Source organism: Plantibacter sp. MCCC 1A11337, from assembly GCF_013349365.1.
GTDB lineage: Bacteria > Actinomycetota > Actinomycetes > Actinomycetales > Microbacteriaceae > Plantibacter > Plantibacter flavus_A.
Map to the genome: position 1 here is coordinate 368338 of NZ_JABJWX010000004.1, position 20539 is coordinate 388876.

The following is a 20539-nucleotide window of genomic DNA, read 5'->3' on the forward strand; positions in this document are numbered from 1 at the left end:
GCGCGCCGGTCGGAGTGGCTAGCATTGTGGGGTGACCGCTCTCGACGATCTCCCCATCCGCGACGACCTCCGAGGACAGCGCCCGTACGGCGCTCCCCAGGCCCTGGTGCCGGTGGCGCTCAACGTCAACGAGAACACGCACCCCATCCCTGAAGCGGTCGCGCACGACATCGTCGCCTCGCTCGCGTCGGCGGTCCTCACGGTGAACCGGTACCCCGATCGCGAGTTCACGGAACTCCGGGAGGCGCTGGCGGGATACCTGGGCCACGGGGTGACCCCGGAGCAGATCTGGGCGGGGAACGGCTCGAACGAAGTGCTGCAGCACATCCTGCAGGCCTTCGGTGGTCCCGGGCGATCGCTCCTCGGGTTCACGCCGACGTACTCGATGTATCCGCTCCTGGCCGCCGGCGTCGGCACCAGGTGGATCCCCGCGACTCGCGACGCCGAGTTCGAGCTCTCGCCCGAGACCGCCGCGCGTCAGGTGGCCGAGGCGGATCCCGACCTCGTGTTCCTCTGCTCGCCGAACAACCCCACCGGGACACCGTTGTCGCTCGAGACCGTCACCGCGGTGTACGAGGCGTCGCGGGGCATGGTGATCGTCGACGAAGCGTATGCGGAGTTCGCACCCGACGACGAGGCGAGCGCGCTCACCCTGCTGGAGGGGCGTCCGCGCCTGATCGTCTCCAGGACGATGAGCAAGGCCTTCGCCTTCGCCGGGGTCCGCCTCGGGTACCTCGCCGCCGACCCCGCGGTCGTCGACGCGCTGAGACTCGTCCGGCTCCCGTATCACCTGAGCGCCCTGACGCAGGCGGCCGCGACCGCCGCACTTCGGCACGCCGACGAGATGCTGGCGATGGTCGACGACATCCGGACCCAGCGCGATCGTCTCGTCATCGAGCTCGCGCGTCTCGGCTACGACCCAAGGCGGAGCGGATCCAACTTCGTCCTGTTCGGCGGCGTCGCCGATCCGCACGCGGCGTTCGAGGCGCTCTTCGCGCGGGGGATCCTCATCCGCGACGTCGGTATCCCGAACCACCTGCGGGTCACCGCGGGCACCGAAGCGGAGACGACCGCGTTCCTCGAAGCCCTGGCGGCGATCAGCCCCGCCTGACCAGGCCATCGGCGGGCGGAGGTGGCGCGCCGCTCAGGGCAGGCGGGAGATGGCCTCCTCGGCCGCGACCCATGGGAGCATGGCGCACTTGACGCGCGCGATGTAGCGCGAGACGCCACTGAACGCCGCAGCGTCTCCGAACCGTTCCTCGTCGAACTCGAGCGTGCCCCGCGAGCGGATCACCGTGCGGAACTCGTCGATCAGAGCCTCGAGCTCGGCCGGGGTGAGGCCTGCCGCGAGGTCGCTCAGGCAGGAGCTCGACGCCTGCGAGATCGAGCAGCCGTGCCCCTCCCAGGCGATCGGTGCGAGACGACCGTCGGGCCCGGGATGGAGCTGCAGGGTGACCTCGTCGCCGCAGGTGGGGTTGAGCTGATGCGACTCGGCGGCGGGCGCCTCCCGCAAGCCGAAGCCGTGGCGCTGGCGGGCGTGGTCGAGGATGAGCTCCTGGTAGAGGCTCTCCAGGCCGCTCACCGGGACACCCCGAAGAACGGACCGACGAGCGTGGCAGCCTCGAGGAAGGCGTCGATCTCGGCCTCCGTCGTGTAGAGGTAGCTGCTGGCGCGGGTGGAGGCGGTGAGCCCCAATCGGCGGTGGAGTGGTTGTGCGCAGTGGTGACCGACGCGGACCGCGATGCCGCGATCGTCGAAGAACTGACCGACGTCGTGAGCGTGCACGCCGGCGAGGTCGAAGCTCGCGAGCCCGGCGCGAGGTGTCCCGGGCGGCGGGCCGATGAGCGTGACGCCGGGAGTGGCGGCGAGTCCGGCCGCGAGACGCTGTCCGTAGGCCGCCTCGGTGGCGTGGACACGGTCCATGCCGACCGCTTGCAGGAACCGGACGGCGCTCGCGAGGGCGATCGCCTGCGACACCGGCTGGGTCCCCGCCTCGAACCGCTGCGGCGCGGGAAGGAACTCCGCGCCCTCGAGTGTGACGGTCGTGATCATCGACCCGCCGGTGAGGAAGGGCGGAAGGGCGTCGAGCAGCTGACGGCGACCCCAGAGCGCACCGATCCCGTTGGGACCGAGCATCTTGTGGCCGGAGAACACGAGGAAGTCGACGCCGAGGGACGCGACGTCGACGGGCAGGTGCGGCACGGACTGGCAGGCGTCGAGCACGGTCAGCGCGCCGACGCGTTCGGCGAGGCCGACGAGCTCGGAGACCGGCGCGATCGCCCCGGTGACGTTGGACACGTGCGCGAAGGCGATGATGCGCGTGCGTTCGCCGATGATGTCGTCCACGGCGTCCAAGCGCAGCACGCCGTGGTCGTCGACCGGGAGGTGACGGAGGGTCGCACCGGTGCGTGCTGCGAGTTGCTGCCAGGGGATGAGGTTCGCGTGGTGTTCGAGTTCCGTGACGACGATCTCGTCGCCTGGACCGAGTCGGAACCGCTCGGCGGCAGCACCGCCGAGACCGGCGCTCGCGTTCCCGATGGCCCCGGCGATGAGGTTGAGGGCCGCGGTCGCGCCGGAGGTCCAGACGAGTTCCCGCTCATCGGCACCGATGAACGCGGCGACGGTCGCGCGAGCGTCCTCGAAGAGCTCCGTCGCCTCGGCGGCCAGGAGGTGGGCTCCACGGTGGACGGCGGCGTTCCGGTGCGTCGCGTAGTCGCGCTCCGCGTCGATGACCTCGATCGGACGTTGCGAGGTGGCGCCGGAGTCCAGATAGACGAGCGGGTGTCCGTTCATCTCCCGGGCGAGGATCGGGAACCGTTCACGGAGAGCGGCGATCTCCGCCTGGTCGAGTGGGACGGCCGGGGCGATGCTGGGTGTGGAAGTCATGACCTCTCAACGATAGGCGTCGGCAGAGCCTGGTGCAGCCGGATGACGCGACGATCCACACCCGTCGACACACGGCGTGCAGCTTCGGTGCGCTCGATACACTGGATCCCATGACCACCCAGCAGCGCACGGCCCGGATCCAGCGCGCGACGAGCGAGTCCAGCATCGAGCTGGAACTGGACCTCGACGGCACCGGCACGAGCAGCATCGAGACCTCCGTCCCGTTCTACGACCACCTGCTCACGGCCTTCGCCAAGCACTCGCTGACCGACCTGACCGTCCGGGCGACGGGCGATGTCGACATCGACGTCCACCACACGGTCGAGGACGTCGGGATCGTCCTGGGCCAGGCGATCCGTCAGGCGCTCGGCGACAAGGCCGGCATCTCCCGGTACGGCGACGCACTGGTCCCGCTCGACGAGGCCCTCGCGCAGGCCGTCGTCGACATCTCCGGTCGTCCGTACCTCGTGCACGGCGGGGAACCGGCCGGATTCGAGTTCCACCTGATCGGTGGGCACTTCACGGGTTCGATGGTGCGTCACGTCTTCGAAGCGATCACCTTCAACGCGGGCCTCACCGTGCACGTGAACGTCCTCGGCGGACGCGATCCGCACCACATCGCCGAAGCGGAGTTCAAGGCGTTCGCGCGGGCCTTCCGGCAAGCGAAGGCGTTCGACCCGCTGGTCCAGGGCATCCCGTCGACGAAGGGCGCGTTGTGAGTGCACGCCCGTCGGTGGTCGTCCTCGACTACGGCTCCGGCAACGTGCACTCCGCCGTCAAGGCCCTCGAGCTCGCCGGCGCAGACGTCGTGCTGACGGGCGACCGTCAGGCGGCCCAGGCCGCCGACGGTCTCGTCGTGCCAGGTGTCGGTGCCTTCGACGCGGTGATCGGCGCACTCCGTTCGTCCCACGGCGACGAGGTCATCGACCGCCGTCTCGCGGGAGGGCGTCCGGTCCTCGGCATCTGCGTGGGGATGCAGGTCATGTTCGAGCGTGGCGTGGAGCGCGGGTCCGAGGCCGACGGCCTGGGGGAGTGGCCCGGTGCGGTCACGGAACTCGAAGCGCCCGTCCTGCCGCACATGGGCTGGAACACGGTGTCGCCGGACGCGGGGTCCGTGCTCTTCGACGGCCTCGCCGACGAGCGCTTCTACTTCGTCCACTCCTATGCCGCACAGCAGTGGACCCTCGAGGTCATGCCGCCGTTCCCCGAGCCGCGCCTCACCTGGGCGACCCACGGCGTGCCGTTCCTCGCAGCCGTCGAGAACGGTCCGCTGTCGGCGACGCAGTTCCACCCGGAGAAGTCGGGCGACGCCGGTATCCGCCTGCTGTCCAACTGGCTCGGCACCCTGTAGCCGACTAGGATCAGGTGCTTGTGCCGCGAGGCATGCTGTGCGCCGGGAACCGAGGGGCTCGCAGCTCCCGAAGAGACGGTGGATCATGAACGAGTTCAACACGACGGCCGGACTGACGCTGCTCCCCGCGATCGACATCGTGGACGGCAAGGCCGTCCGGTTGACGCGCGGCGAGGCCGGTTCGGAGACGAACTACGGTGAGCCCGTCGACGCAGCCCTGGACTGGGCCCGTCAGGGGGCGGAGTGGATCCACCTCGTCGACCTCGACGCCGCGTTCGGTCGTGGTGACAACCGGTCGATCATCCGCAAGGTCATCTCGAAGGCGCGCGGCGTCAACATCGAGCTGTCGGGCGGCATCCGCGACGACGCCTCCCTCGAGCAGGCGCTCGAGACGGGCGTCGCGCGCGTCAACCTCGGGACCGCGGCGCTCGAGAACCCCGAGTGGGCCGCGAGCGTCATCGCCCAGTACGGCGAGGCGATCGCGGTCGGCCTCGACGTCCGTGGCACGACGCTCGCCGCTCGCGGCTGGACGCAGGACGCCGGCGACCTGTGGACGGTCCTCGACCGCCTCGAGGAGGCGGGCTGTGCACGCTACGTCGTGACGGACGTCACGAAGGACGGCACGATGCAGGGACCGAACATCGACCTGCTCCGACAGGTGCTCGAGCGCACGGAGCGACCGGTGGTGGCCTCCGGCGGCATCTCGAGCCTCGACGACCTGGTCGCGCTGCGCGAGTTGGTCCCACTGGGGCTCGAGGGCGCCATCATCGGGAAGGCGCTCTACAACGGCGCATTCACCCTGGCCGAGGCGCTGGATGTCTCGGGCCGCTGACGAATCCTCCGCGCCCGACCGGCACGGTCCCTCAGGCGGGCATGCCCACCCGGTGGCAGGTGGTGCCGACTCGGCCGGCCAGCCCTGGGCGGGTCGGAGCTTCCAGCCGAACGCGAGTTCCGGTGACGACGGCAGTGCGCCGGAGCGGCTGATCGAGTCCCTGCGACGCTTCCGGGCCGGCGAGGTCGGCGAGGCCGAGGTCGTCGACGCGTTCCGGGACTCCCGCCTGCTCATCCCGCTCGTGGCCCACCTCGGTGAGGCCGGCGAGAACGATCAGGGTCAGCTGGTCGACAAGTCGCAGGAGCTGTCCATCGTGACCGTGACGGGTCCGGACGGCCGCACCGTGCTCCCGGTCTTCAGCTCGGTGCAGGCGATGTCCGCGTGGAACCGGACGGCGAGGCCGATCCCGGCCGACGGCGTCCGGGTCGCCCTGGCGGCCGCGAGCGAGCAGACGGACGTCGTGGTCCTCGATCCGACGTCGAGCACCGAGTTCGCCGTACGCCGACCCGCGCTGTGGGCGATCGCGCAGTCGCAGCCGTGGACGCCCAGCTTCGCGGACGCGCTGGTGCGCGACGCGTTCGAGCGGTCGATCGAGCAGGAGCTCGCCGTCGTGAGTGTGCGCCTGCGAGCCGGAGACCCGGAGGCGAAGCTCGCCGGGTCCGAGCTCGTGGTCGAGCTCGGCCTGCTGCAGGGGCTGACCCAGCAGGAGCTCGACGCGGTCCTGGCGCGGCTCGCTCAGCGCTGGGCCGCGGACGAGGTCATCGCGACGCGCGTCGACTCGCTCGCGGTGTCGCTCCGCCCCGCCGACTGATCGGCGAGGCGGAGCGCCGCGCTGCGATCAGGTGACCGGGCCGGTCCACTTCTCGCCGGGACCCTTGCCGATGGGATCCTGGATGGTGGACGCCTCCCGGAAGGCGAGCTGCAGGGATCGCAGGCCGTCGCGCAGCGAGCGGGCGTGCATGTCGCTGATCTCCGGGGCTCCCGCGGTGATGAGCCCGGCGAGGGCGTTGATGAGCTTGCGGGCCTCGTCGAGGTCGGTCTGGGTGTCGGGCGCGTCCGCGAGGCCGCACTTGACCGCTGCAGCGCTCATGAGGTGCACGGCGGCGGTGGTGATGACCTCGACGGCGGGGACATCGGCGATGTCCCGGGTGGCCTGATCGGCCCCTCCCGACTCGTCGTCGTGGTCGTACGGGCTGGTGGTGTTGTTCACGTGGATCCTCTGTTAGACTCGTGCGGTGCTCCGAGACATGTCTCGGTACGAAAGAGGAGATTCTCCCACCCGCGCTTGACCGCTTCACAAGGTTACCGGGTTGTCACGCTCCGCCTGTCGCTTCACCGCTTCGGGTAGCAGGGCGTGGTGCCTTCCGACAGGTGTTCTGAACACCGACGGAGGGTACGGGTGTGTGGTGAACCGATTTCGTCGCGTCGCAGGTATCGGACCTGGTCGCGTGGCATCCCACCCAGTCAGAGGAGCTCCGCATCAGCGATCCCCGTACCAATGACCGTATCCGCGTCCCGGAGGTCCGACTCGTCGGTCCCGGCGGAGAACAGGTCGGCGTCGTCAAAATCGAGGTCGCCCTTCGCCTCGCGCAGGAAGCGGATCTCGACCTCGTCGAGGTCGCACCCAACTCCAAGCCGCCCGTCGCGAAGATCATGGACTACGGCAAGTTCAAGTACGAGGCTGCGCAGAAGGCCAAAGAGGCCCGGCGCAACCAGGCGAACACGATCCTCAAAGAGGTCCGGTTCCGCCTCAAGATCGACCAGCACGACTATGAGACCAAGCGCAAGCGCGCCGAGGGCTTCCTCAAGGCCGGTGACAAGGTGAAAGCCATGATCCAGTTCCGCGGCCGCGAGCAGTCCCGCCCAGAGCAGGGCGTCCGCCTGCTCCAGAAGTTCGCCGAGGACGTGTCCGAGTGGGGCACCGTCGAGTCCACCCCCATGGTCGACGGTCGCAACATGGTGATGGTCGTCGGTCCGCTCAAGAACAAGTCCGAGGCGAAAGCCGAAGCCAACGCACAACGTGCGGCATCCAAGGCACGTCCGGCTGAAGCCGACGAAGCCGACGAGGCTGCTCCGGTGGAGTCATCCACCGACGAGAACCGATAAGAAACGAGGAATCCCATGCCGAAGCAGAAGACCCACTCCGGGGCCAAGAAGCGATTCAAGGTCACCGGCAGCGGCAAGCTGATGAAGCAGCAGGCCGGTATGCGACACAACCTGGAGAGCAAGTCCAGCCGTCGCACCCGTCGCCTGAACCAGGACCAGGTGCTGGCGCCCGCCGACGCCAAGGTCATGAAGAAGCTGCTCGGTCGCTAGACCGTTTACCCGTAAGGAACTAGGAACATGGCAAGAGTCAAAAGGGCGGTCAACGCTCACAAGAAGCGTCGCGTCATCCTCGAGCGCGCCGCCGGTTACCGCGGTCAGCGTTCGCGTCTGTACCGCAAGGCCAAGGAGCAGGTCACTCACTCCCTCGTCTACTCGTACCGCGACCGTCGTGCGCGCAAGGGTGACTTCCGTCGCCTCTGGATCCAGCGCATCAACGCGGCTTCGCGTGCCAACGGCATGACGTACAACCGCTTCATCCAGGGTCTCGGCCTCGCCGGGATCGAGGTCGACCGCCGTATCCTCGCGGACCTCGCGGTGCACGAGCACGCCACCTTCGCGGCCCTCGTCGCGTCGGCCAAGGCCGCGCTGCCCGCCGACACCTCGGCGCCCAAGGTCTCCGCGTAGTCGGAAGCCCTGCGTCCGACCGGACGACGTGTTCGAACGGCCCGATCCCACCAGGGATCGGGCCGTTTCGTCTGTCCGGAGTGCGACCCATAGGATGGGTGCGTGCTTGACAATCCGCGGTCACCGCGCGTCCGTTCCGTCGCCAAACTCGCCAAGCGTCCGGCGAGACAGGAGACCGGCCTGTTCCTCCTCGAAGGACCACAGGCGGTGTCGGAGGCCCTGCAGTTCCGGCCCGACCTGATCCTCGAGCTGTACGCGACGCCGACGGCTCTCGAGCGCTACACCGACATCGGGGCCGCGGCCACCGATGCGGGACTCGAGGTCGAGTTCGTCACCGAGCAGGTGCTCGAGTCGATGGCCGACACCGTCACCCCGCAGGGGTTCATCGCGGTCGCGCAGCAGTTCCCGACCTCCATCAAGGACATCTTCGCCGGGGAGCCGCAGCTCGTCGTCATCCTGGAGGAGGTCCGTGATCCGGGCAACCTCGGGACGATCATCCGAGCCGCCGACGCCGCCGGAGCGGATGCCGTCGTCTTGAGCGGACGGACCGTGGACCTCTACAACCCGAAGGTCGTGCGCTCCACGACCGGCTCGCTCTTCCACCTGCCCGTCGCGGTCGGTGTCGAGCTGCCCGCCGTGCTGGAACGGGCCCGTGCGGCGGGACTGCAGACGCTCGCGGCCGACATCAAGGGCGGGGACCTCCTCGTGGCCCGGTCGGAAGGCGTGCTCGCGCGGCCGACGGCATGGGTGTTCGGCAACGAGGCCAGGGGACTCACCGACGAGCACCTCGAGCTCGTGGACCGTGCGGTTACGGTACCGATCTACGGCCGTGCCGAGAGCATGAACCTGGCCACCGCGGCGTCGGTGTGCGTCTTCGAGAGCGCGTTCGCGCAGCACGCCTGAGCGTCTGAGGCGACGGCCGTCGAGGTTACGAAACGGTAACCGTAGCGCTTCCGTCATGCGCACGAAACACAGGGTCACCTAGTTTGGGTTACATGGAGCCAACAGTGTCCCCGAACTCCGGCCCGACGGAACCCGATGCAGCAGCCTCGCATGGTGCCGCCGGCGCATACGAGACCACGAGCAACCCGATCCAGGCAGGGCGCGGCGAGCCCCTCGTCGTGATGGAGAACGTCGAGAAGCACTACGGCGAGTTCCACGCCCTGAAGGACATCAACCTCACCGTCAACAAGGGCGAGGTCGTCGTCGTGATCGGACCGTCCGGGTCCGGCAAGTCGACCCTCTGCCGGACGATCAACCGGCTCGAGACGATCAGCTCGGGGGAGATCCGGATCGACGGCAAGAAGCTGCCGGAGGAGGGCAAGCAGCTCGCCGAGCTGCGCGCCGACGTCGGCATGGTGTTCCAGTCGTTCAACCTGTTCGCGCACAAGACGATCCGCGAGAACGTCACCCTCGGCCCGATCAAGGTGCGCAAGCAGAAGAAGCGCGACGCCGACGATGCGGCGAAGGTGCTGCTCGAGCGCGTCGGCATCGGCGTGCAGGCCGACAAGCTGCCGGCACAGTTGTCCGGCGGGCAGCAGCAGCGCGTGGCGATCGCCCGCGCCCTCGCGATGAAGCCGAAGGTCATGCTGTTCGACGAACCGACCTCGGCCCTCGACCCCGAGATGATCAACGAGGTCCTCGACGTCATGGTGCAGCTCGCCGGTGAGGGCATGACCATGATCGTCGTCACCCACGAGATGGGCTTCGCCAGGAAGGCCGCCGATCGCGTCGTCTTCATGGCCGATGGCGAGATCCTCGAGGACACCGACCCCGAGTCGTTCTTCACGAACCCGCAGTCCGAGCGGGCGAAGGACTTCCTGTCGAAGCTCCTGACCCACTGACCCATCCGACTCCGGATCGCGCGACCCGCGCGGCGACCCGGAACTGACCAACCGATCGGCCCGTCCCGGGCACCAAGGAAGGAAGGACAACATGCGCAAGAGGCTCATGTTCATCACCGCGGGAGTCGCTGCAGCAGCGCTCGCGCTCAGCGGGTGCAGCGGCGGCGACGCCGGCACCGGATCGACCGACGGCGCGTCCGACGGCGGCGCACTCTTCGAGGTCGCCACCGACGTCCAGCTCGAGGGCAGCCCCACGTACGACGCGATGGTGAAGGCCGACAAGGTCCGCATCGGCGTCAAGGAGGACCAGCCCGGTCTCGGTTACCTCGACGCCGCCACCGGCGAGCGTTCCGGCTTCGACGTCGAGATGGCCACCTGGATCGCCGCGTCGCTCGGCTTCGACGCCGACAAGATCGAGTTCAAGGCGATCCCGAGCGCCAACCGCGAGTCTGCCATCGTGAACGGTGACATCGACTACTACGTCGGCACCTACTCGATCACCGACAAGCGCAAGGAGCAGATCGACTTCGCCGGACCGTACTTCGAGACCGGCCAGGGCCTGCTCGTCGCCGCGGACAACGACGACATCAAGGGCGAGGACGACCTCGCCGGCAAGACCGTGTGTTCGGCGACGGGCTCGACGCCCATCCAGAACATCAAGGACAACTTCCCCGACACCAAGACGGAGGAGTTCGACACCTACTCGCAGTGTGTCGAGGCCCTGAACGACGGCAAGGTCGACGCGGTCACGACCGACCAGGCGATCCTGATCGGGTATGCGGCGCAGTTCCCCGACGAGCTCAAGGTCGTGGGCGAGCCGTTCAGCACCGAGCTGTACGGCATCGGTCTGCCGAAGGGTGACGACGCCCTCCGCCACTTCATCAACACGATGTTCACCGATGGCGGCGACACCTGGACCAAGATCTACGACGCCACCCTCGGCGCCTCCGGCACCAAGGTGACCCAGCCGGCGGTCGACGACTACTAAGCAGCGCCCCGGGCGGCCGCCGACCAGCGGCCGTCCGGGGGAGCTGTCCCGTCGACCCCGCCCAGGCGCCCGCCACGGGCGTCCCCCTCCCGAAAGGCGTGCGCGACATGAACGTCCTGCTCGACAACCTCGACCTCTTCGTCACGGGCTTCCGCAACACCCTGCTGCTCTTCGTGGTGTCGGGGTTCTTCGCGCTCGTCCTCGGCACGATCGTCGGTGCCATGCGGGTCTCGCCGGTCCCGGCGATGCGCCTCTTCGGCACCGTGTACGTCAACACGGTGCGCAACACCCCGCTGACCCTCATCCTCTTCTTCTTCGCGTTCGGCTACCCGAAGCTCGGGCTCCCCGAAGTGAGCTACACGACGCTCGCGATCATCGGGCTGAGCCTCTACACCGCCACCTACGTCGCGGAGGTCCTGCGGTCCGGCGTCAACACGGTGCCGATCGGGCAGGCCGAGGCCGCACGCGCGATCGGGCTGCCGTTCGGACAGACCATGACGCTCGTCATCCTGCCCCAGGCGTTCCGTGCCGTCCTGCCACCGCTGTTCAGCGTGCTGATCGCCCTGCTCAAGAACACGACGGTCGCCGCCGGCTTCTCCGTCGCCGAAGCGGGCGCGATCCGCGCGAACCTGTCCGAGCGCGGCGAGCCGCTCCTCATCGGACTGCTGTGGGTGGCCCTCATCTTCGTGGCCCTCGTGTCGCTCCTGTCCCTCGCCCAACGGGCCTTCGAGAAGAAGTGGAGGATCGCGCGATGAGCTCCGTCCTGTTCGACACCCCCGGCCCGAAGGCCATCGTCCGCTATCGCTGGATCGGTGCGGCGACGGTGCTCGTCGTCGCCGGCATCCTCGCCTTCGTCGTCTTCCGCTTCATCGAGACCGGACAGTTCACCGCCTCGAAGTGGAAGCTCTTCACCTTCCCGCGCGTCTGGGAGCAGATCCTCCAGGCGACGGGCGCGACCCTGTCCGCGTTCGCGGTCGCCGCCGTCTGCAGCGTCGTCCTCGGACTGGTGCTGGCGATCGGCCGACTGTCCGACCACAAGGTCATCAACGTCCCCTTCACGATCTTCATCGAGTTCTTCCGGGCGGTCCCGGTCCTCATCCTGATGATGCTCATGTACTACGGGCTGCCGCCCCTCGGCTTCACCTTCGTGACGCCGTTCGTCGCCGTCGCCGTCGCGCTGACGCTGTACAACGGCGCGGTGTTCTCCGAGATCTTCCGAGCGGGCATCGAGTCGCTGCCGAAGGGACAGGGCGAGGCCGCCTACGCCATCGGCCTGCGCAAGTCCGCGGTCCTGCGCCTCATCCTGTTCCCGCAGGCGATCCGCGCGATGCTGCCGGTGATCATCGCCCAGCTCGTCGTCGCGCTCAAGGACACGGCGCTCGGCTTCCTGATCACCTATCAGGAGCTCCTCTACCTCGCGAAGCAGTTCGGGTCGCAGGCGCTCTACGGTAGCCCGATCATCCCCTCGATCATCGTGATGGGTTCGATCTACATCGTGCTCTGCCTGATCCTCTCGGGCGTCGCGAAGATCGTCGAGGTGCGCACCCGACGGTCGCCGCGGACGCCGAAGGAACAGGCCGTGACCGAGGACACGACGACGAAGATCCTCGGCATCCAGGCGGGGAACCAGTCGTCCGGCGCGAGCATCTGACGTCGTCCCGACGGTGACCGGTCGACCGGCTCGCCGTCGGGGCGAGGACGGTCGCCCATGCGGGCCGACCGCCTGGGTAGACTTGGCTCTCGTGTCCGACGCATCCCCAATCTCCGAACCAGCGGTGAACGCCGCGGTCGACGCCGCTCTCGAAGCGATCGCCGCAGCCACCGACTCGGCCGCCCTGAAAGCGGTCCGATCAGCCCACGCCGGCGAAGCGTCACCGCTCGCCGCCCTCAACGGATCGCTCCGCAGCGTGCCGAACGGCCAGAAGGCCGCGCTCGGCAAGCTGGTCGGTCAGGCTCGCGGGCGCGTCTCGAAGGCGTTGAGCGAGCGCGAGGGCGAGATCGTCGCCGCCGAGACGGAGGCACGCCTCGCCGCCGAGGCGATCGACGTCACCGCCGTTCCGCTGCGTCGCGTGCCCGGTGCCCGGCACCCGCTCACGCTGCTCCAGGACCGCGTGTCCGACATCTTCGTCGGCATGGGGTGGGAGATCGCCGAGGGCCCCGAGGTCGAGAGCGAGTGGTTCAACTTCGACGCCCTGAACTTCGACGCCGACCACCCGGCCCGTGCGATGCAGGACACCTTCTTCGTCGAGCCGTTGGAGTCGCACCTCGTCCTGCGGACGCACACCTCGCCGGTCCAGGTGCGCTCGCTGCTCGAGCGCGAGCTCCCCGTGTACGTGCTCGCCCCCGGGCGCGTGTACCGCACCGACGAGCTCGACGCGACGCACACGCCCGTCTTCATGCAGTTCGAGGGTCTCGCCGTCGACAAGGGCCTGACGATGGCGCACCTGCGCGGAACGCTCGACCACTTCGTGAAGAGCGTCTTCGGCGACGACGCGAAGGTCCGCCTGCGTCCCAGCTACTTCCCCTTCACCGAGCCGAGCGCCGAGCTCGACTTCTGGCACCCGACCTTCAAGGACGGACCGCGTTGGATCGAGTGGGGTGGGTGCGGCATGATCAACCCGAACGTGCTCCGGTCCGCCGGTATCGACCCCGAGGTCTACTCGGGCTTCGCCTTCGGGATGGGTGTCGAGCGCGGCCTGATGCTGCGCGACGGCGTGCAGGACATGCGAGAGATGGTGGAGGGCGACGTCCGCTTCTCCCAGCAGTTCGGGATGGTGGTGTAGTCGTGCGTGTTCCATTGAGCTGGCTCGGGGAGTTCGTCGAACTCGCCCCGGGGACCACCCCTGAGGACGTCCATGCCGCGCTCGTGCGCGTCGGACTCGAGGAGGAGGACGTCCACCGCTTCGAGCTGACGGGTCCCATCGTGGTCGGCGAGGTCCTCGAGTTCGTCGAGGAGCCGCAGTCCAACGGCAAGACCATCCGCTGGTGCCAGGTCCGCGTCGCCGAGGGTGACGCCGAGGGGGCCGTGCGCGGCATCGTCTGCGGTGCCGGCAACTTCTTCGTCGGCGACCAGGTGGTCGTCACGCTGCCCGGCGCCGTGCTGCCCGGTCCGTTCCCGATCGCCGCTCGCAAGACCTACGGCCACGTGTCCGACGGCATGATCGCCTCGGCTCGCGAACTCGGTCTCGGTGAGGACCACGACGGGATCCTGCGCCTCTCGACGATCGGGGTCGAGGCGCCTGTCGGCACCGATGCGATCAGCCTGCTCGGTCTCGACGACGCTGCAGTCGAGCTCAACGTGACGCCCGATCGCGGCTACGCGTTCTCGATCCGAGGGGTCGCACGCGAGTACTCCCACGCGACCGGTGCGGTCTTCCGCGACCCGGCCGGGAGCGTCCCCGAGGCGTTCACCGGGCCACTCGACGGCTTCCCCGTCACGATCGAGGATGCAGCGCCGATCCGCGGTCGCGTCGGGTCGAGCGTCTTCGTCACCCGCGTCGTGCGCGACGTCGACCCGACGAAGCCCACCCCGCCGTGGATGGTGGCCCGGTTGAAGCTCGCGGGCATCCGCTCGCTGTCGCTCGTCGTGGACATCACGAACTACGTCATGCTCGAGCTCGGGCAGCCGATCCACGGGTACGACCTCGACAAGCTCACGGGCGGCATCGTCGTGCGGCGCGCGCAGTCCGGCGAGACCTTCGTCACGCTCGACGGCCAGGAGCGGAAGCTCCACGACGAGGACCTGCTGATCACCGACGACTCGGGCCCGATCGGGCTCGCCGGCGTGATGGGTGGCCTCGACACCGAGATCACCGATGCCACGCGCAACGTCCTCATCGAGGCCGCGAACTTCGACCAGGTGTCCATCGCTCGGAGCGCACGTCGCCACAAGCTGCCGAGCGAGGCGTCCAAGCGGTTCGAGCGCGGTGTCGATCCACAGATCGCCGTTGCGGCCGCCGGTCGCGTCGCGCAGTTGCTCGTCGACCTGGCCGGTGGCCGGACGGACGACCTCGGCTCCACCGTCACCACGGCGCCCGATCGCGAGCCGATCCTGCTCCCCGACGACTACATCAACGGTCTCATCGGCGTCACGTTCGGAGCGGACGAGACACGATCCGCGCTCGCCGAGATCGGCGCGGCCGTCGAGGCGACCGATGGCGGCCTGCTCGTGACGCCGCCGAGCTGGCGCCACGACATCACCGGCAAGGAGGACCTCGCCGAGGAGGTGGCGCGGATCCTCGGATACGACCGCATCCCGTCGGTGCTCCCCGTCGCGCCTCCGGGACGCGGGCTCTCGCGTTCGCAGCGGCTGCGCCGCGGGGTCTCCGATGCGCTCGCCTACGGCGGCGCCACCGAGGTGTTGGCCTACCCGTTCGTCTCCGCCGAGGAGAACGCGCGGTTCGGCGCACCGCAACCAGGTGAGTTCCCGGCCGTGAAGCTCGCGAACCCGCTCGACGCGAAGGCCCCCTTCCTCCGCGCGTCGATCCTGCCCGGTCTCCTCGCGGTGGCCCACCGGAACGTCTCGCGTGGTCTGACCGACCTCTCGATCTTCGAGGTCGGCGCGGTGTTCCGCCCGTCCCGTCACGGTGCGTTCGGCCAGGCCGAACTCCCGCAGGCGGCGGTCCGTCCGAGCGAGGCCCAGCTCGAGGAGCTCGAGGCGGGCGTCCCGGCTCAACCGCGTCATCTCGGCTTCATCGCGGTCGGCAACGCCGTCCCGAAGCAGCCGGGCCAGCCCGCGGTCGCGGCCGGTATCGCCGACGCGCTCGAGGCCGTCCAGGCCGTCGCGGTGGCGACCGGCGTCGACATCACCGTCTCGCAGGGCAGCCACCAGGCACTGCACCCCGGACGGACCGCGACCTTGCACGTCGGCGACGTCCTTGTGGGGTATGCGGGGGAGGTGCACCCGGCCGTCGCTGAAGAGGCGAACCTGCCGCGCGTCGTGGCGGTCGCGGAACTCGACCTGGATCGCATCATCGCGCTCGGCGACGCACTGCCCGAGGCCGTCGGCATCGGCACCCTGCCTGCGGCGACGCAGGACCTCTCGCTGCTCGTCCCCGCGACGGTCGCAGCGGGTGAGGTCCTCGACGCCGTCCGCGTCGGCGCCGGTCCGCTGCTCGAGCACATCCGCCTCGTCGACGACTACCGCGGCTCGGGTGTCCCCGAGGGCGGCAAGAGCCTGACCTTCGCCCTGCGGTTCCGGGCGCCGGACCGCACGCTCACCGCGGCGGAGGCGAGCGACGCGAAGCTCGCCGGCGCGGCAGTGGCGGCCGAGCGTTTCGGCGCGAGCATCCGGGACTGAGCCGGTCGTACCGGACGACAGCGGCCCCGCGGATCGACGATCTGCGGGGCCGCGTCCGTCTGGCGGGACGGACTCAGTCGCGGAAGGTCTCGATCGACGCACCCAGGGTGATGAGCCGCTCCTGCAGCTGCTCGTACCCGCGAGCGATGATGTCGACGTTGCGGAGCACGCTCGTACCCTTCGCGGCGAGCATGGCGAGCAGGATGACGACGGCCGGTCGCAGCGCGGGAGGGCAGCTCACCTCGGCGCCGGACCAGTGCGTCGGCCCGGAGACGTCGATGCGGTGCGGGTCGCGCAGACGGACGTTGGCGCCGAGCCGCGTCAGATCGGTGAGGTGGATCGCCCTGCCCTCGTACACCCAGTCGTGGATGAGCGTGTCGCCCTCGGCGCAGGCCGCGATGACCGCGAAGAACGGGAGGTTGTCGATGTTCAGCCCCGGGAACGGCATGGGGTGGATCTTGTCGATCGGGGCGTGCAGCTTCGAAGGGTGCACGGTGACGTCGACGAGTCGGGTCCGACCGTTCGCCGCCGCGTACTCGGGGGAGCGGGTGTAGCGCAGTCCCATCTCGCCGAGCGTCGCGAGCTCGATCTCCATGAACTCGATCGGCACGCGAGTGACGGTGATCTCCGAGTCGGTGACGATCCCCGCGGTGAGCAGACTCATCGCCTCCACCGGGTCCTCACTCGGCCAGTAGTCCACGTCCTCGTTGATGACGCTGCGACCGGTGATCCGGAGCGTCGTGCTCCCGATGCCCTCGATGGTGATGCCGAGGAGCTCCAGGTAGAAGCACAGGTCCTGCACCATGTAGTTCGGGCTGGCGTTGCGGATGATCGTCACGCCGTCGCGCACCGCGGCGGCCATGATGGCGTTCTCGGTCACGGTGTCGCCCCGCTCGGTGAGCACGACGCTCAGCTCCTCGGGCACGTCGGGGGCGACGGTGGCCTGGTACCAGCCGGCGGTCGCCTCGATGGACAGGCCGAACGGCCGGAGCGCGATGAGGTGCGGTTCGACGGTGCGGGTCCCGAGGTCGCAACCACCGGCGTAGGGGAGGGCGAAGGTGTCGTAGCGGCCGAGCAGCGGACCGAGGAACATCAGCACACTACGGGTCCGGCGACCGGCGTCCTCGTCGATGCTCTCGAGCGAGAGGTCGTCCGGGACGTGGATCTCGACGTCCTGGCCGTCGGGCGACCAGACCACCGAGACGCCCAGGCTGCGCAGGACGTCGATGATGCGGTCGACCTCGACGATCCGGGCGATGCCGTGCAGCGTGGTGCGGCCGCGGTTCATGAGTGCGGCGCACAGGAGCGCGACCGAGGCGTTCTTGCTCGAACGCACCGCGATCGTCCCGTGCAGCTGTCGGCCGCCCTGGACGCGGAGGTGCGAGTTCTTCTTCTGTTCGCCGAAACTGACGATCTCGCTCTCGAGCGCGGTGCTGATCCGGCTCAGGAGGTCGATGCTGATGTTCTGACTACCCTGCTCGATCCGGTTGATCGCGCTCTGGCTCGTGCCGACGCGTTCCGCCAGCTGGGCCTGGGTGAGTTTGCGTCCCTGTCGGGCGCCGCGGATGAGTGCTCCGACCTGCCGGAGCGGTGCCGCAGGGTCCGTTCGTTCAAACGTTGCCGTGTCTTCCATGTCGTCACTCTATCTCAGATATGAGATAGAACGCCGTTAGGGGCGCCCCTGAGATGACTCGGCTGCATTCGAAACCCGCTCCGTGGTGTCAGGCGCTGGCGCGGAGCTCCGGAAGACGGCGGCGTAGACCGGGCCTGCGACGAACCAGATGGCCGTGATCGCGACGAGCTTGATGATCATGCCCCAGATGACGTCCTCGTTCGCGAGGGCGAAGGACGCGGGGACCCTCCAGCCGATCATGGCCTGCATCGCGAGGAGCCCGGTGATCGCGATCACGACGGCGAGGACCACCCGACGCCACTCCGACCAGGCGGCACGGACGTACGCGGGACCGGACTTCGGCTTGGGCCGGGGTGCTGGACCGCCCGCGAACCGGTGTGCGAACCAGACGTCCGCCTTCGTGATGAGCGCGTGCCCGAACGCCACCGTGAAGCCCAGGTAGATGGTCGCGAGGAGGTGCGTGACGTTCGGCTCCTCGCCGGACGCGAGGTCGATCGCGGTCAGGACGAGGAGGACGAGGTCCACGATCGGTACACCGATCAACATGATCGCGCTAAGCCGCCGCCGCCGGAGGAGGTAGCGGACCGCGAGCCCGCCGAAGAGGAGGACCCAGAACGCGGCCTCCGCGCCGAGGATGGCCCAGATGAGCGGGCTCGTGCCGAAGAGTTCAGTGAAGCTGTCCATGTTCCGATGGTGTCGCGGGATGATGCCGTGCCACATCGACCGTGCTGCTGATCCTCCGGCGACGGGGTCAGCGGAACTGCGTAGGCGGGTTCGTCCCTCCGACGCTCGCGCCGCGCGGCTCGAGCTGATGTGATGGAGGCATGGCTGCTCTCGAAGGACCGCGCGCATGGGTGGATCGACACCGCGAGCCGGTCATCACCACGGTGTGCGCAGCCATGGGACTCCTGTTCGCCCTCCTCGGGATCCATGTCCCCTGGGGGACGACCGTGTCGGAACCGCCGCTCCTCCTGACGCTCGTCTTCCTCACGGCCATCCTGGCGGTGCACCTGCTCCGCCGCCGACGCCCGTTGACCACGCTGGCCGTCGGCATCCTGATCGCCCTCGCCGAGGCGCTCACCACCGGAGGCAGCGGCCTCGGGATGCTCATCGTCGTGTCCGACCTCGCCTACGCGGCGGCGCTCTACTCGCGGTCCCGGGTCATCGACGTCGCCGCGTTCGCCTGCACCGCGCTCGCCGTCGTGTCGGTCGGTGTCTTCGCGGTGATCTGGTTCACCGACGACGTCGAGGCCATCGCCCGGCTCGGTCGCGGAGTGGTCCTCGGCTCGCTCATCATCGTCCCGGTCATCCTGGCGAGTTCGATCTGGTACGGCAGGATGGTCCGGTACCCCCGCCTCGAGGCCGAACGCCAGCGCGAGCGCGCGGACACGATCGCCCAGGCAGCGGCTGCGCTCCGGCAGGACGCCGTGACCCGTGAACGGCTCGAGCTCAGCCGGGAGCTGCACGACGTCATCGCCGGTCACCTCTCGGCGATCGCGATGCAGTCGGCGGCGGCACTGGAACGACGCGACGGCACCGACCCGGTGGCGCTGCGGCGCAGCCTGGCACTCGTCCGGACCAGCAGTCTCGACGCGCTCGCCGACATGCGCACGATGATCGACGTGCTCCGTGGTGACCAGTCGACCGACGACCTGGCCCAGGCACCAGACCGACTCACGGCCGAGTCGGTGCGCCGCGCGGTCGAGGTCGCCCGTGCCAACGGACTGGAGGTGGAGGTGCGGGCGCCGGACGACGCGGCGCTCGCCGAGGTCCCCGCGCAGACCTCGATCGTCGGCCTCCGCACGCTCGTCGAAGGCCTGACGAACACCGCGAAGCACGCTCCGGGTGCCTCCGTGCGGGTGGAGGTCTCGCTCCCGCCCGGTGCCCTGTCGGTCACGCTCAGCAACCCGCTGCCGACGGCGACCGTGTCTTCGGTGCTCGCCGGGTCCGGTGGGGTCGGCCTCGTCGGCCTGGCCGAGCGGGCACGCCTGGTCGGAGGCGACCTCGCCGCGGGGCCGGACGGTCCCGACTGGCGGACGGCGCTCACCGTGCCGACCCTGGCGTCGCCGGCCACCCCCGCGGTCGTCACCGCAGGAGGGGCGTCATGACCATCACGGTCCTCATCGCGGACGACCACGCGGCCGTCAGAGCGGGTCTGGGGGCGCTGCTCGACGAGCCGGACGACATCCAGGTCATCGCCGAGGCGGCGGACGGGGAGGCCGTCGTCGCGCAAGCCGTGCGACACCGACCGGACGTCGTGCTGCTCGACGTCCAGATGCCGCGTGCCTCCGGGATCGACGCGATCCCGGCCATCCTCGCCGCGGCCACCCCACCGCCGAGCATCATCATGCTCACGACCTTCGCGCTCGACCGGTACGTCGACGAGGCGCTGGCGGCCGGGGCGAACGCCTTCCTGGTGAAGACGGTCTCCGCTGCCGGCCTCGTCGATGCGATCCGACGAGTGCACGCGGGCGAGGCGGTGCTCGCGCCGGAGGTGACCCGCCGAGTCATCGAACGTCTCGCCGCGGCCAGACCTCCGGTCGTGCCGGCACCGGCTCCGGAGCACCCCGGTCTGGCCACGCTGACACCGCGGGAGCGTGAGGTCCTCGAGCGACTGCGCGAGGGCCTGAGCAACGCGGGGATCGCGACCGTGCTCGGGCTGTCGGAGGCGACGGCCCGGACGCACGTGTCCCGGATCCTCGTGAAGCTCGACGCGCGGTCGCGGGTGCAGGCGGCGCTCATCGCGGAGCGGGCTGCGCCGGGCGCGGATTCGTCGGCATCCTCGTCGTCGTAGTACGCTCTCGACATGGCACGTTTCCAGGCACAGGGTTCTTCGCGGGCGATCACGCTCCGCGCCCTCCGCCGTCCCGTGTCCGCGCGCGCTACCGCAGAGCGACGATAGGCGACCCCGGTGCTCGCACGGTCCAGGTGATCGTGCCGTCGTCCAGGAGTCGCCGCCTCCGCCCCTCGAGCGTC

General features: G+C 69.4%; 22 protein-coding genes. 17 read left to right on the plus strand and 5 right to left on the minus strand.

The window, feature by feature from the left end:
• Positions 1-31: 31 nt before the first annotated feature.
• Positions 32-1111: a histidinol-phosphate transaminase gene (locus tag HOW07_RS16380; protein WP_121291738.1), complete on the plus strand. Its 1080-nt coding sequence runs from the start codon at positions 32-34 to the stop codon at positions 1109-1111.
• Positions 1112-1144: 33 nt separating this feature from the next.
• Here HOW07_RS16380 and sufU read toward each other — a convergent pair whose 3' ends face one another.
• Entirely contained in the window at positions 1145-1582 is a 438-nt protein-coding gene (gene sufU / locus HOW07_RS16385; RefSeq protein ID WP_064294429.1) for a Fe-S cluster assembly sulfur transfer protein SufU, read from the minus strand.
• The gene (locus tag HOW07_RS16390; RefSeq protein WP_175117838.1) at positions 1579-2886 is read right to left on the minus strand and encodes a SufS family cysteine desulfurase; all 1308 of its coding nucleotides are present in this window, start codon (positions 2884-2886) and stop codon (positions 1579-1581) included. The genes sufU and HOW07_RS16390 overlap by 4 nt, the downstream gene beginning before the upstream one ends.
• Positions 2887-2996: 110 nt before the next feature.
• On the opposite strand from HOW07_RS16390, the gene hisB reads away from it, so the two are divergent.
• The 4 genes from hisB to HOW07_RS16410 all read left to right on the plus strand — a co-directional run bounded on the left by hisB (position 2997) and on the right by HOW07_RS16410 (position 5880).
• Positions 2997-3605, plus strand: a complete 609-nt coding sequence (gene hisB, locus HOW07_RS16395; protein WP_175117839.1) for an imidazoleglycerol-phosphate dehydratase HisB — start codon at positions 2997-2999, stop codon at positions 3603-3605.
• Entirely contained in the window at positions 3602-4237 is a 636-nt protein-coding gene (gene hisH / locus HOW07_RS16400; RefSeq protein ID WP_071262295.1) for an imidazole glycerol phosphate synthase subunit HisH, read from the plus strand. Before hisB ends, hisH begins: the two co-directional genes overlap by 4 nt.
• 85 nt (positions 4238-4322) lie before the next feature.
• The gene (gene priA / locus HOW07_RS16405) at positions 4323-5069 is read left to right on the plus strand and encodes a bifunctional 1-(5-phosphoribosyl)-5-((5-phosphoribosylamino)methylideneamino)imidazole-4-carboxamide isomerase/phosphoribosylanthranilate isomerase PriA (RefSeq protein WP_064294425.1); all 747 of its coding nucleotides are present in this window, start codon (positions 4323-4325) and stop codon (positions 5067-5069) included.
• Positions 5053-5880, plus strand: a complete 828-nt coding sequence (locus tag HOW07_RS16410; protein WP_175117840.1) for an SseB family protein — start codon at positions 5053-5055, stop codon at positions 5878-5880. The genes priA and HOW07_RS16410 overlap by 17 nt, the downstream gene beginning before the upstream one ends.
• A 27-nt stretch (positions 5881-5907) precedes the next feature.
• Here HOW07_RS16410 and HOW07_RS16415 read toward each other — a convergent pair whose 3' ends face one another.
• On the minus strand, positions 5908-6279 hold the full coding sequence (locus tag HOW07_RS16415) for a DUF1844 domain-containing protein (RefSeq protein ID WP_175117841.1): 372 nt from the start codon (positions 6277-6279) through the stop codon (positions 5908-5910).
• Between the two features lie 296 nt (positions 6280-6575).
• Here HOW07_RS16415 and infC point away from each other — a divergent pair, with 296 nt between their 5' ends.
• From infC to pheT, 10 genes are all read left to right on the plus strand, one after another.
• The gene (gene infC, locus HOW07_RS16420; protein WP_231884288.1) at positions 6576-7175 is read left to right on the plus strand and encodes a translation initiation factor IF-3; all 600 of its coding nucleotides are present in this window, start codon (positions 6576-6578) and stop codon (positions 7173-7175) included.
• Between the two features lie 15 nt (positions 7176-7190).
• Entirely contained in the window at positions 7191-7385 is a 195-nt protein-coding gene (gene rpmI, locus HOW07_RS16425) for a 50S ribosomal protein L35 (RefSeq protein ID WP_056012069.1), read from the plus strand.
• 27 nt (positions 7386-7412) lie between these two features.
• Positions 7413-7799: a 50S ribosomal protein L20 gene (gene rplT, locus HOW07_RS16430; protein WP_175117842.1), complete on the plus strand. Its 387-nt coding sequence runs from the start codon at positions 7413-7415 to the stop codon at positions 7797-7799.
• Between the two features lie 102 nt (positions 7800-7901).
• Positions 7902-8702 (plus strand): RNA methyltransferase, encoded by an 801-nt coding sequence (locus HOW07_RS16435; RefSeq protein ID WP_175117843.1) that lies wholly within the window; start codon positions 7902-7904, stop codon positions 8700-8702.
• Positions 8703-8923: 221 nt separating this feature from the next.
• The gene (locus HOW07_RS16440; protein WP_064294513.1) at positions 8924-9643 is read left to right on the plus strand and encodes an amino acid ABC transporter ATP-binding protein; all 720 of its coding nucleotides are present in this window, start codon (positions 8924-8926) and stop codon (positions 9641-9643) included.
• Positions 9644-9734: 91 nt separating this feature from the next.
• Positions 9735-10631, plus strand: coding sequence for a glutamate ABC transporter substrate-binding protein (locus HOW07_RS16445; protein WP_064294420.1), 897 nt, complete (start codon positions 9735-9737; stop codon positions 10629-10631).
• Between the two features lie 107 nt (positions 10632-10738).
• Positions 10739-11386 (plus strand): amino acid ABC transporter permease, encoded by a 648-nt coding sequence (locus tag HOW07_RS16450; protein ID WP_056013357.1) that lies wholly within the window; start codon positions 10739-10741, stop codon positions 11384-11386.
• On the plus strand, positions 11383-12282 hold the full coding sequence (locus tag HOW07_RS16455) for an amino acid ABC transporter permease (RefSeq protein ID WP_064294512.1): 900 nt from the start codon (positions 11383-11385) through the stop codon (positions 12280-12282). Before HOW07_RS16450 ends, HOW07_RS16455 begins: the two co-directional genes overlap by 4 nt.
• A 91-nt stretch (positions 12283-12373) precedes the next feature.
• Complete coding sequence (gene pheS, locus HOW07_RS16460) at positions 12374-13414, plus strand: phenylalanine--tRNA ligase subunit alpha (protein WP_175117844.1); 1041 nt, start codon at positions 12374-12376, stop codon at positions 13412-13414.
• A 2-nt stretch (positions 13415-13416) separates the two neighbouring features.
• Positions 13417-15930 carry a phenylalanine--tRNA ligase subunit beta gene (gene pheT / locus HOW07_RS16465; RefSeq protein ID WP_175117845.1) on the plus strand — a complete coding sequence of 838 codons (2514 nt, stop codon included), beginning with the start codon at positions 13417-13419 and terminating at the stop codon, positions 15928-15930.
• 73 nt (positions 15931-16003) lie between these two features.
• Here the strand turns inward: pheT and HOW07_RS16470 are convergent, their stop codons facing one another.
• The gene (locus HOW07_RS16470) at positions 16004-17563 is read right to left on the minus strand and encodes a UDP-N-acetylglucosamine 1-carboxyvinyltransferase (protein ID WP_064294418.1); all 1560 of its coding nucleotides are present in this window, start codon (positions 17561-17563) and stop codon (positions 16004-16006) included.
• 36 nt (positions 17564-17599) lie between these two features.
• Positions 17600-18247, minus strand: a complete 648-nt coding sequence (locus tag HOW07_RS16475; RefSeq protein WP_175117846.1) for a hypothetical protein — start codon at positions 18245-18247, stop codon at positions 17600-17602.
• A gap of 140 nt (positions 18248-18387) precedes the next feature.
• On the opposite strand from HOW07_RS16475, the gene HOW07_RS16480 reads away from it, so the two are divergent.
• Together HOW07_RS16480 and HOW07_RS16485 are read left to right on the plus strand one after the other, a co-directional pair.
• Positions 18388-19671, plus strand: a complete 1284-nt coding sequence (locus HOW07_RS16480) for a sensor histidine kinase (protein ID WP_175117847.1) — start codon at positions 18388-18390, stop codon at positions 19669-19671.
• The gene (locus tag HOW07_RS16485; protein ID WP_175117848.1) at positions 19668-20357 is read left to right on the plus strand and encodes a response regulator transcription factor; all 690 of its coding nucleotides are present in this window, start codon (positions 19668-19670) and stop codon (positions 20355-20357) included. The genes HOW07_RS16480 and HOW07_RS16485 overlap by 4 nt, the downstream gene beginning before the upstream one ends.
• Positions 20358-20539 lie beyond the last annotated feature (182 nt).

What these genes read in the sequence shown, in the direction of transcription:
- rplT (WP_175117842.1), top strand. Translation starts at nt 7,413, where the DNA reads ATGGCAAGAGTCAAAAGGGCGGTCAACGCTCACAAGAAGCGTCGCGTC.
- HOW07_RS16450 (WP_056013357.1), top strand. Translation starts at nt 10,739, where the DNA reads ATGAACGTCCTGCTCGACAACCTCGACCTCTTCGTCACGGGCTTCCGC.
- rpmI (WP_056012069.1), top strand. Translation starts at nt 7,191, where the DNA reads ATGCCGAAGCAGAAGACCCACTCCGGGGCCAAGAAGCGATTCAAGGTC.
- HOW07_RS16445 (WP_064294420.1), top strand. Translation starts at nt 9,735, where the DNA reads ATGCGCAAGAGGCTCATGTTCATCACCGCGGGAGTCGCTGCAGCAGCG.
- HOW07_RS16390 (WP_175117838.1), bottom strand. Translation starts at nt 2,886, where the DNA reads ATGACTTCCACACCCAGCATCGCCCCGGCCGTCCCACTCGACCAGGCG.
- HOW07_RS16470 (WP_064294418.1), bottom strand. Translation starts at nt 17,563, where the DNA reads ATGGAAGACACGGCAACGTTTGAACGAACGGACCCTGCGGCACCGCTC.
- HOW07_RS16410 (WP_175117840.1), top strand. Translation starts at nt 5,053, where the DNA reads ATGTCTCGGGCCGCTGACGAATCCTCCGCGCCCGACCGGCACGGTCCC.
- priA (WP_064294425.1), top strand. Translation starts at nt 4,323, where the DNA reads ATGAACGAGTTCAACACGACGGCCGGACTGACGCTGCTCCCCGCGATC.
- HOW07_RS16485 (WP_175117848.1), top strand. Translation starts at nt 19,668, where the DNA reads ATGACCATCACGGTCCTCATCGCGGACGACCACGCGGCCGTCAGAGCG.
- HOW07_RS16480 (WP_175117847.1), top strand. Translation starts at nt 18,388, where the DNA reads ATGGCTGCTCTCGAAGGACCGCGCGCATGGGTGGATCGACACCGCGAG.
- hisB (WP_175117839.1), top strand. Translation starts at nt 2,997, where the DNA reads ATGACCACCCAGCAGCGCACGGCCCGGATCCAGCGCGCGACGAGCGAG.
- HOW07_RS16475 (WP_175117846.1), bottom strand. Translation starts at nt 18,247, where the DNA reads ATGGACAGCTTCACTGAACTCTTCGGCACGAGCCCGCTCATCTGGGCC.
- HOW07_RS16440 (WP_064294513.1), top strand. Translation starts at nt 8,924, where the DNA reads ATGGAGAACGTCGAGAAGCACTACGGCGAGTTCCACGCCCTGAAGGAC.
- HOW07_RS16455 (WP_064294512.1), top strand. Translation starts at nt 11,383, where the DNA reads ATGAGCTCCGTCCTGTTCGACACCCCCGGCCCGAAGGCCATCGTCCGC.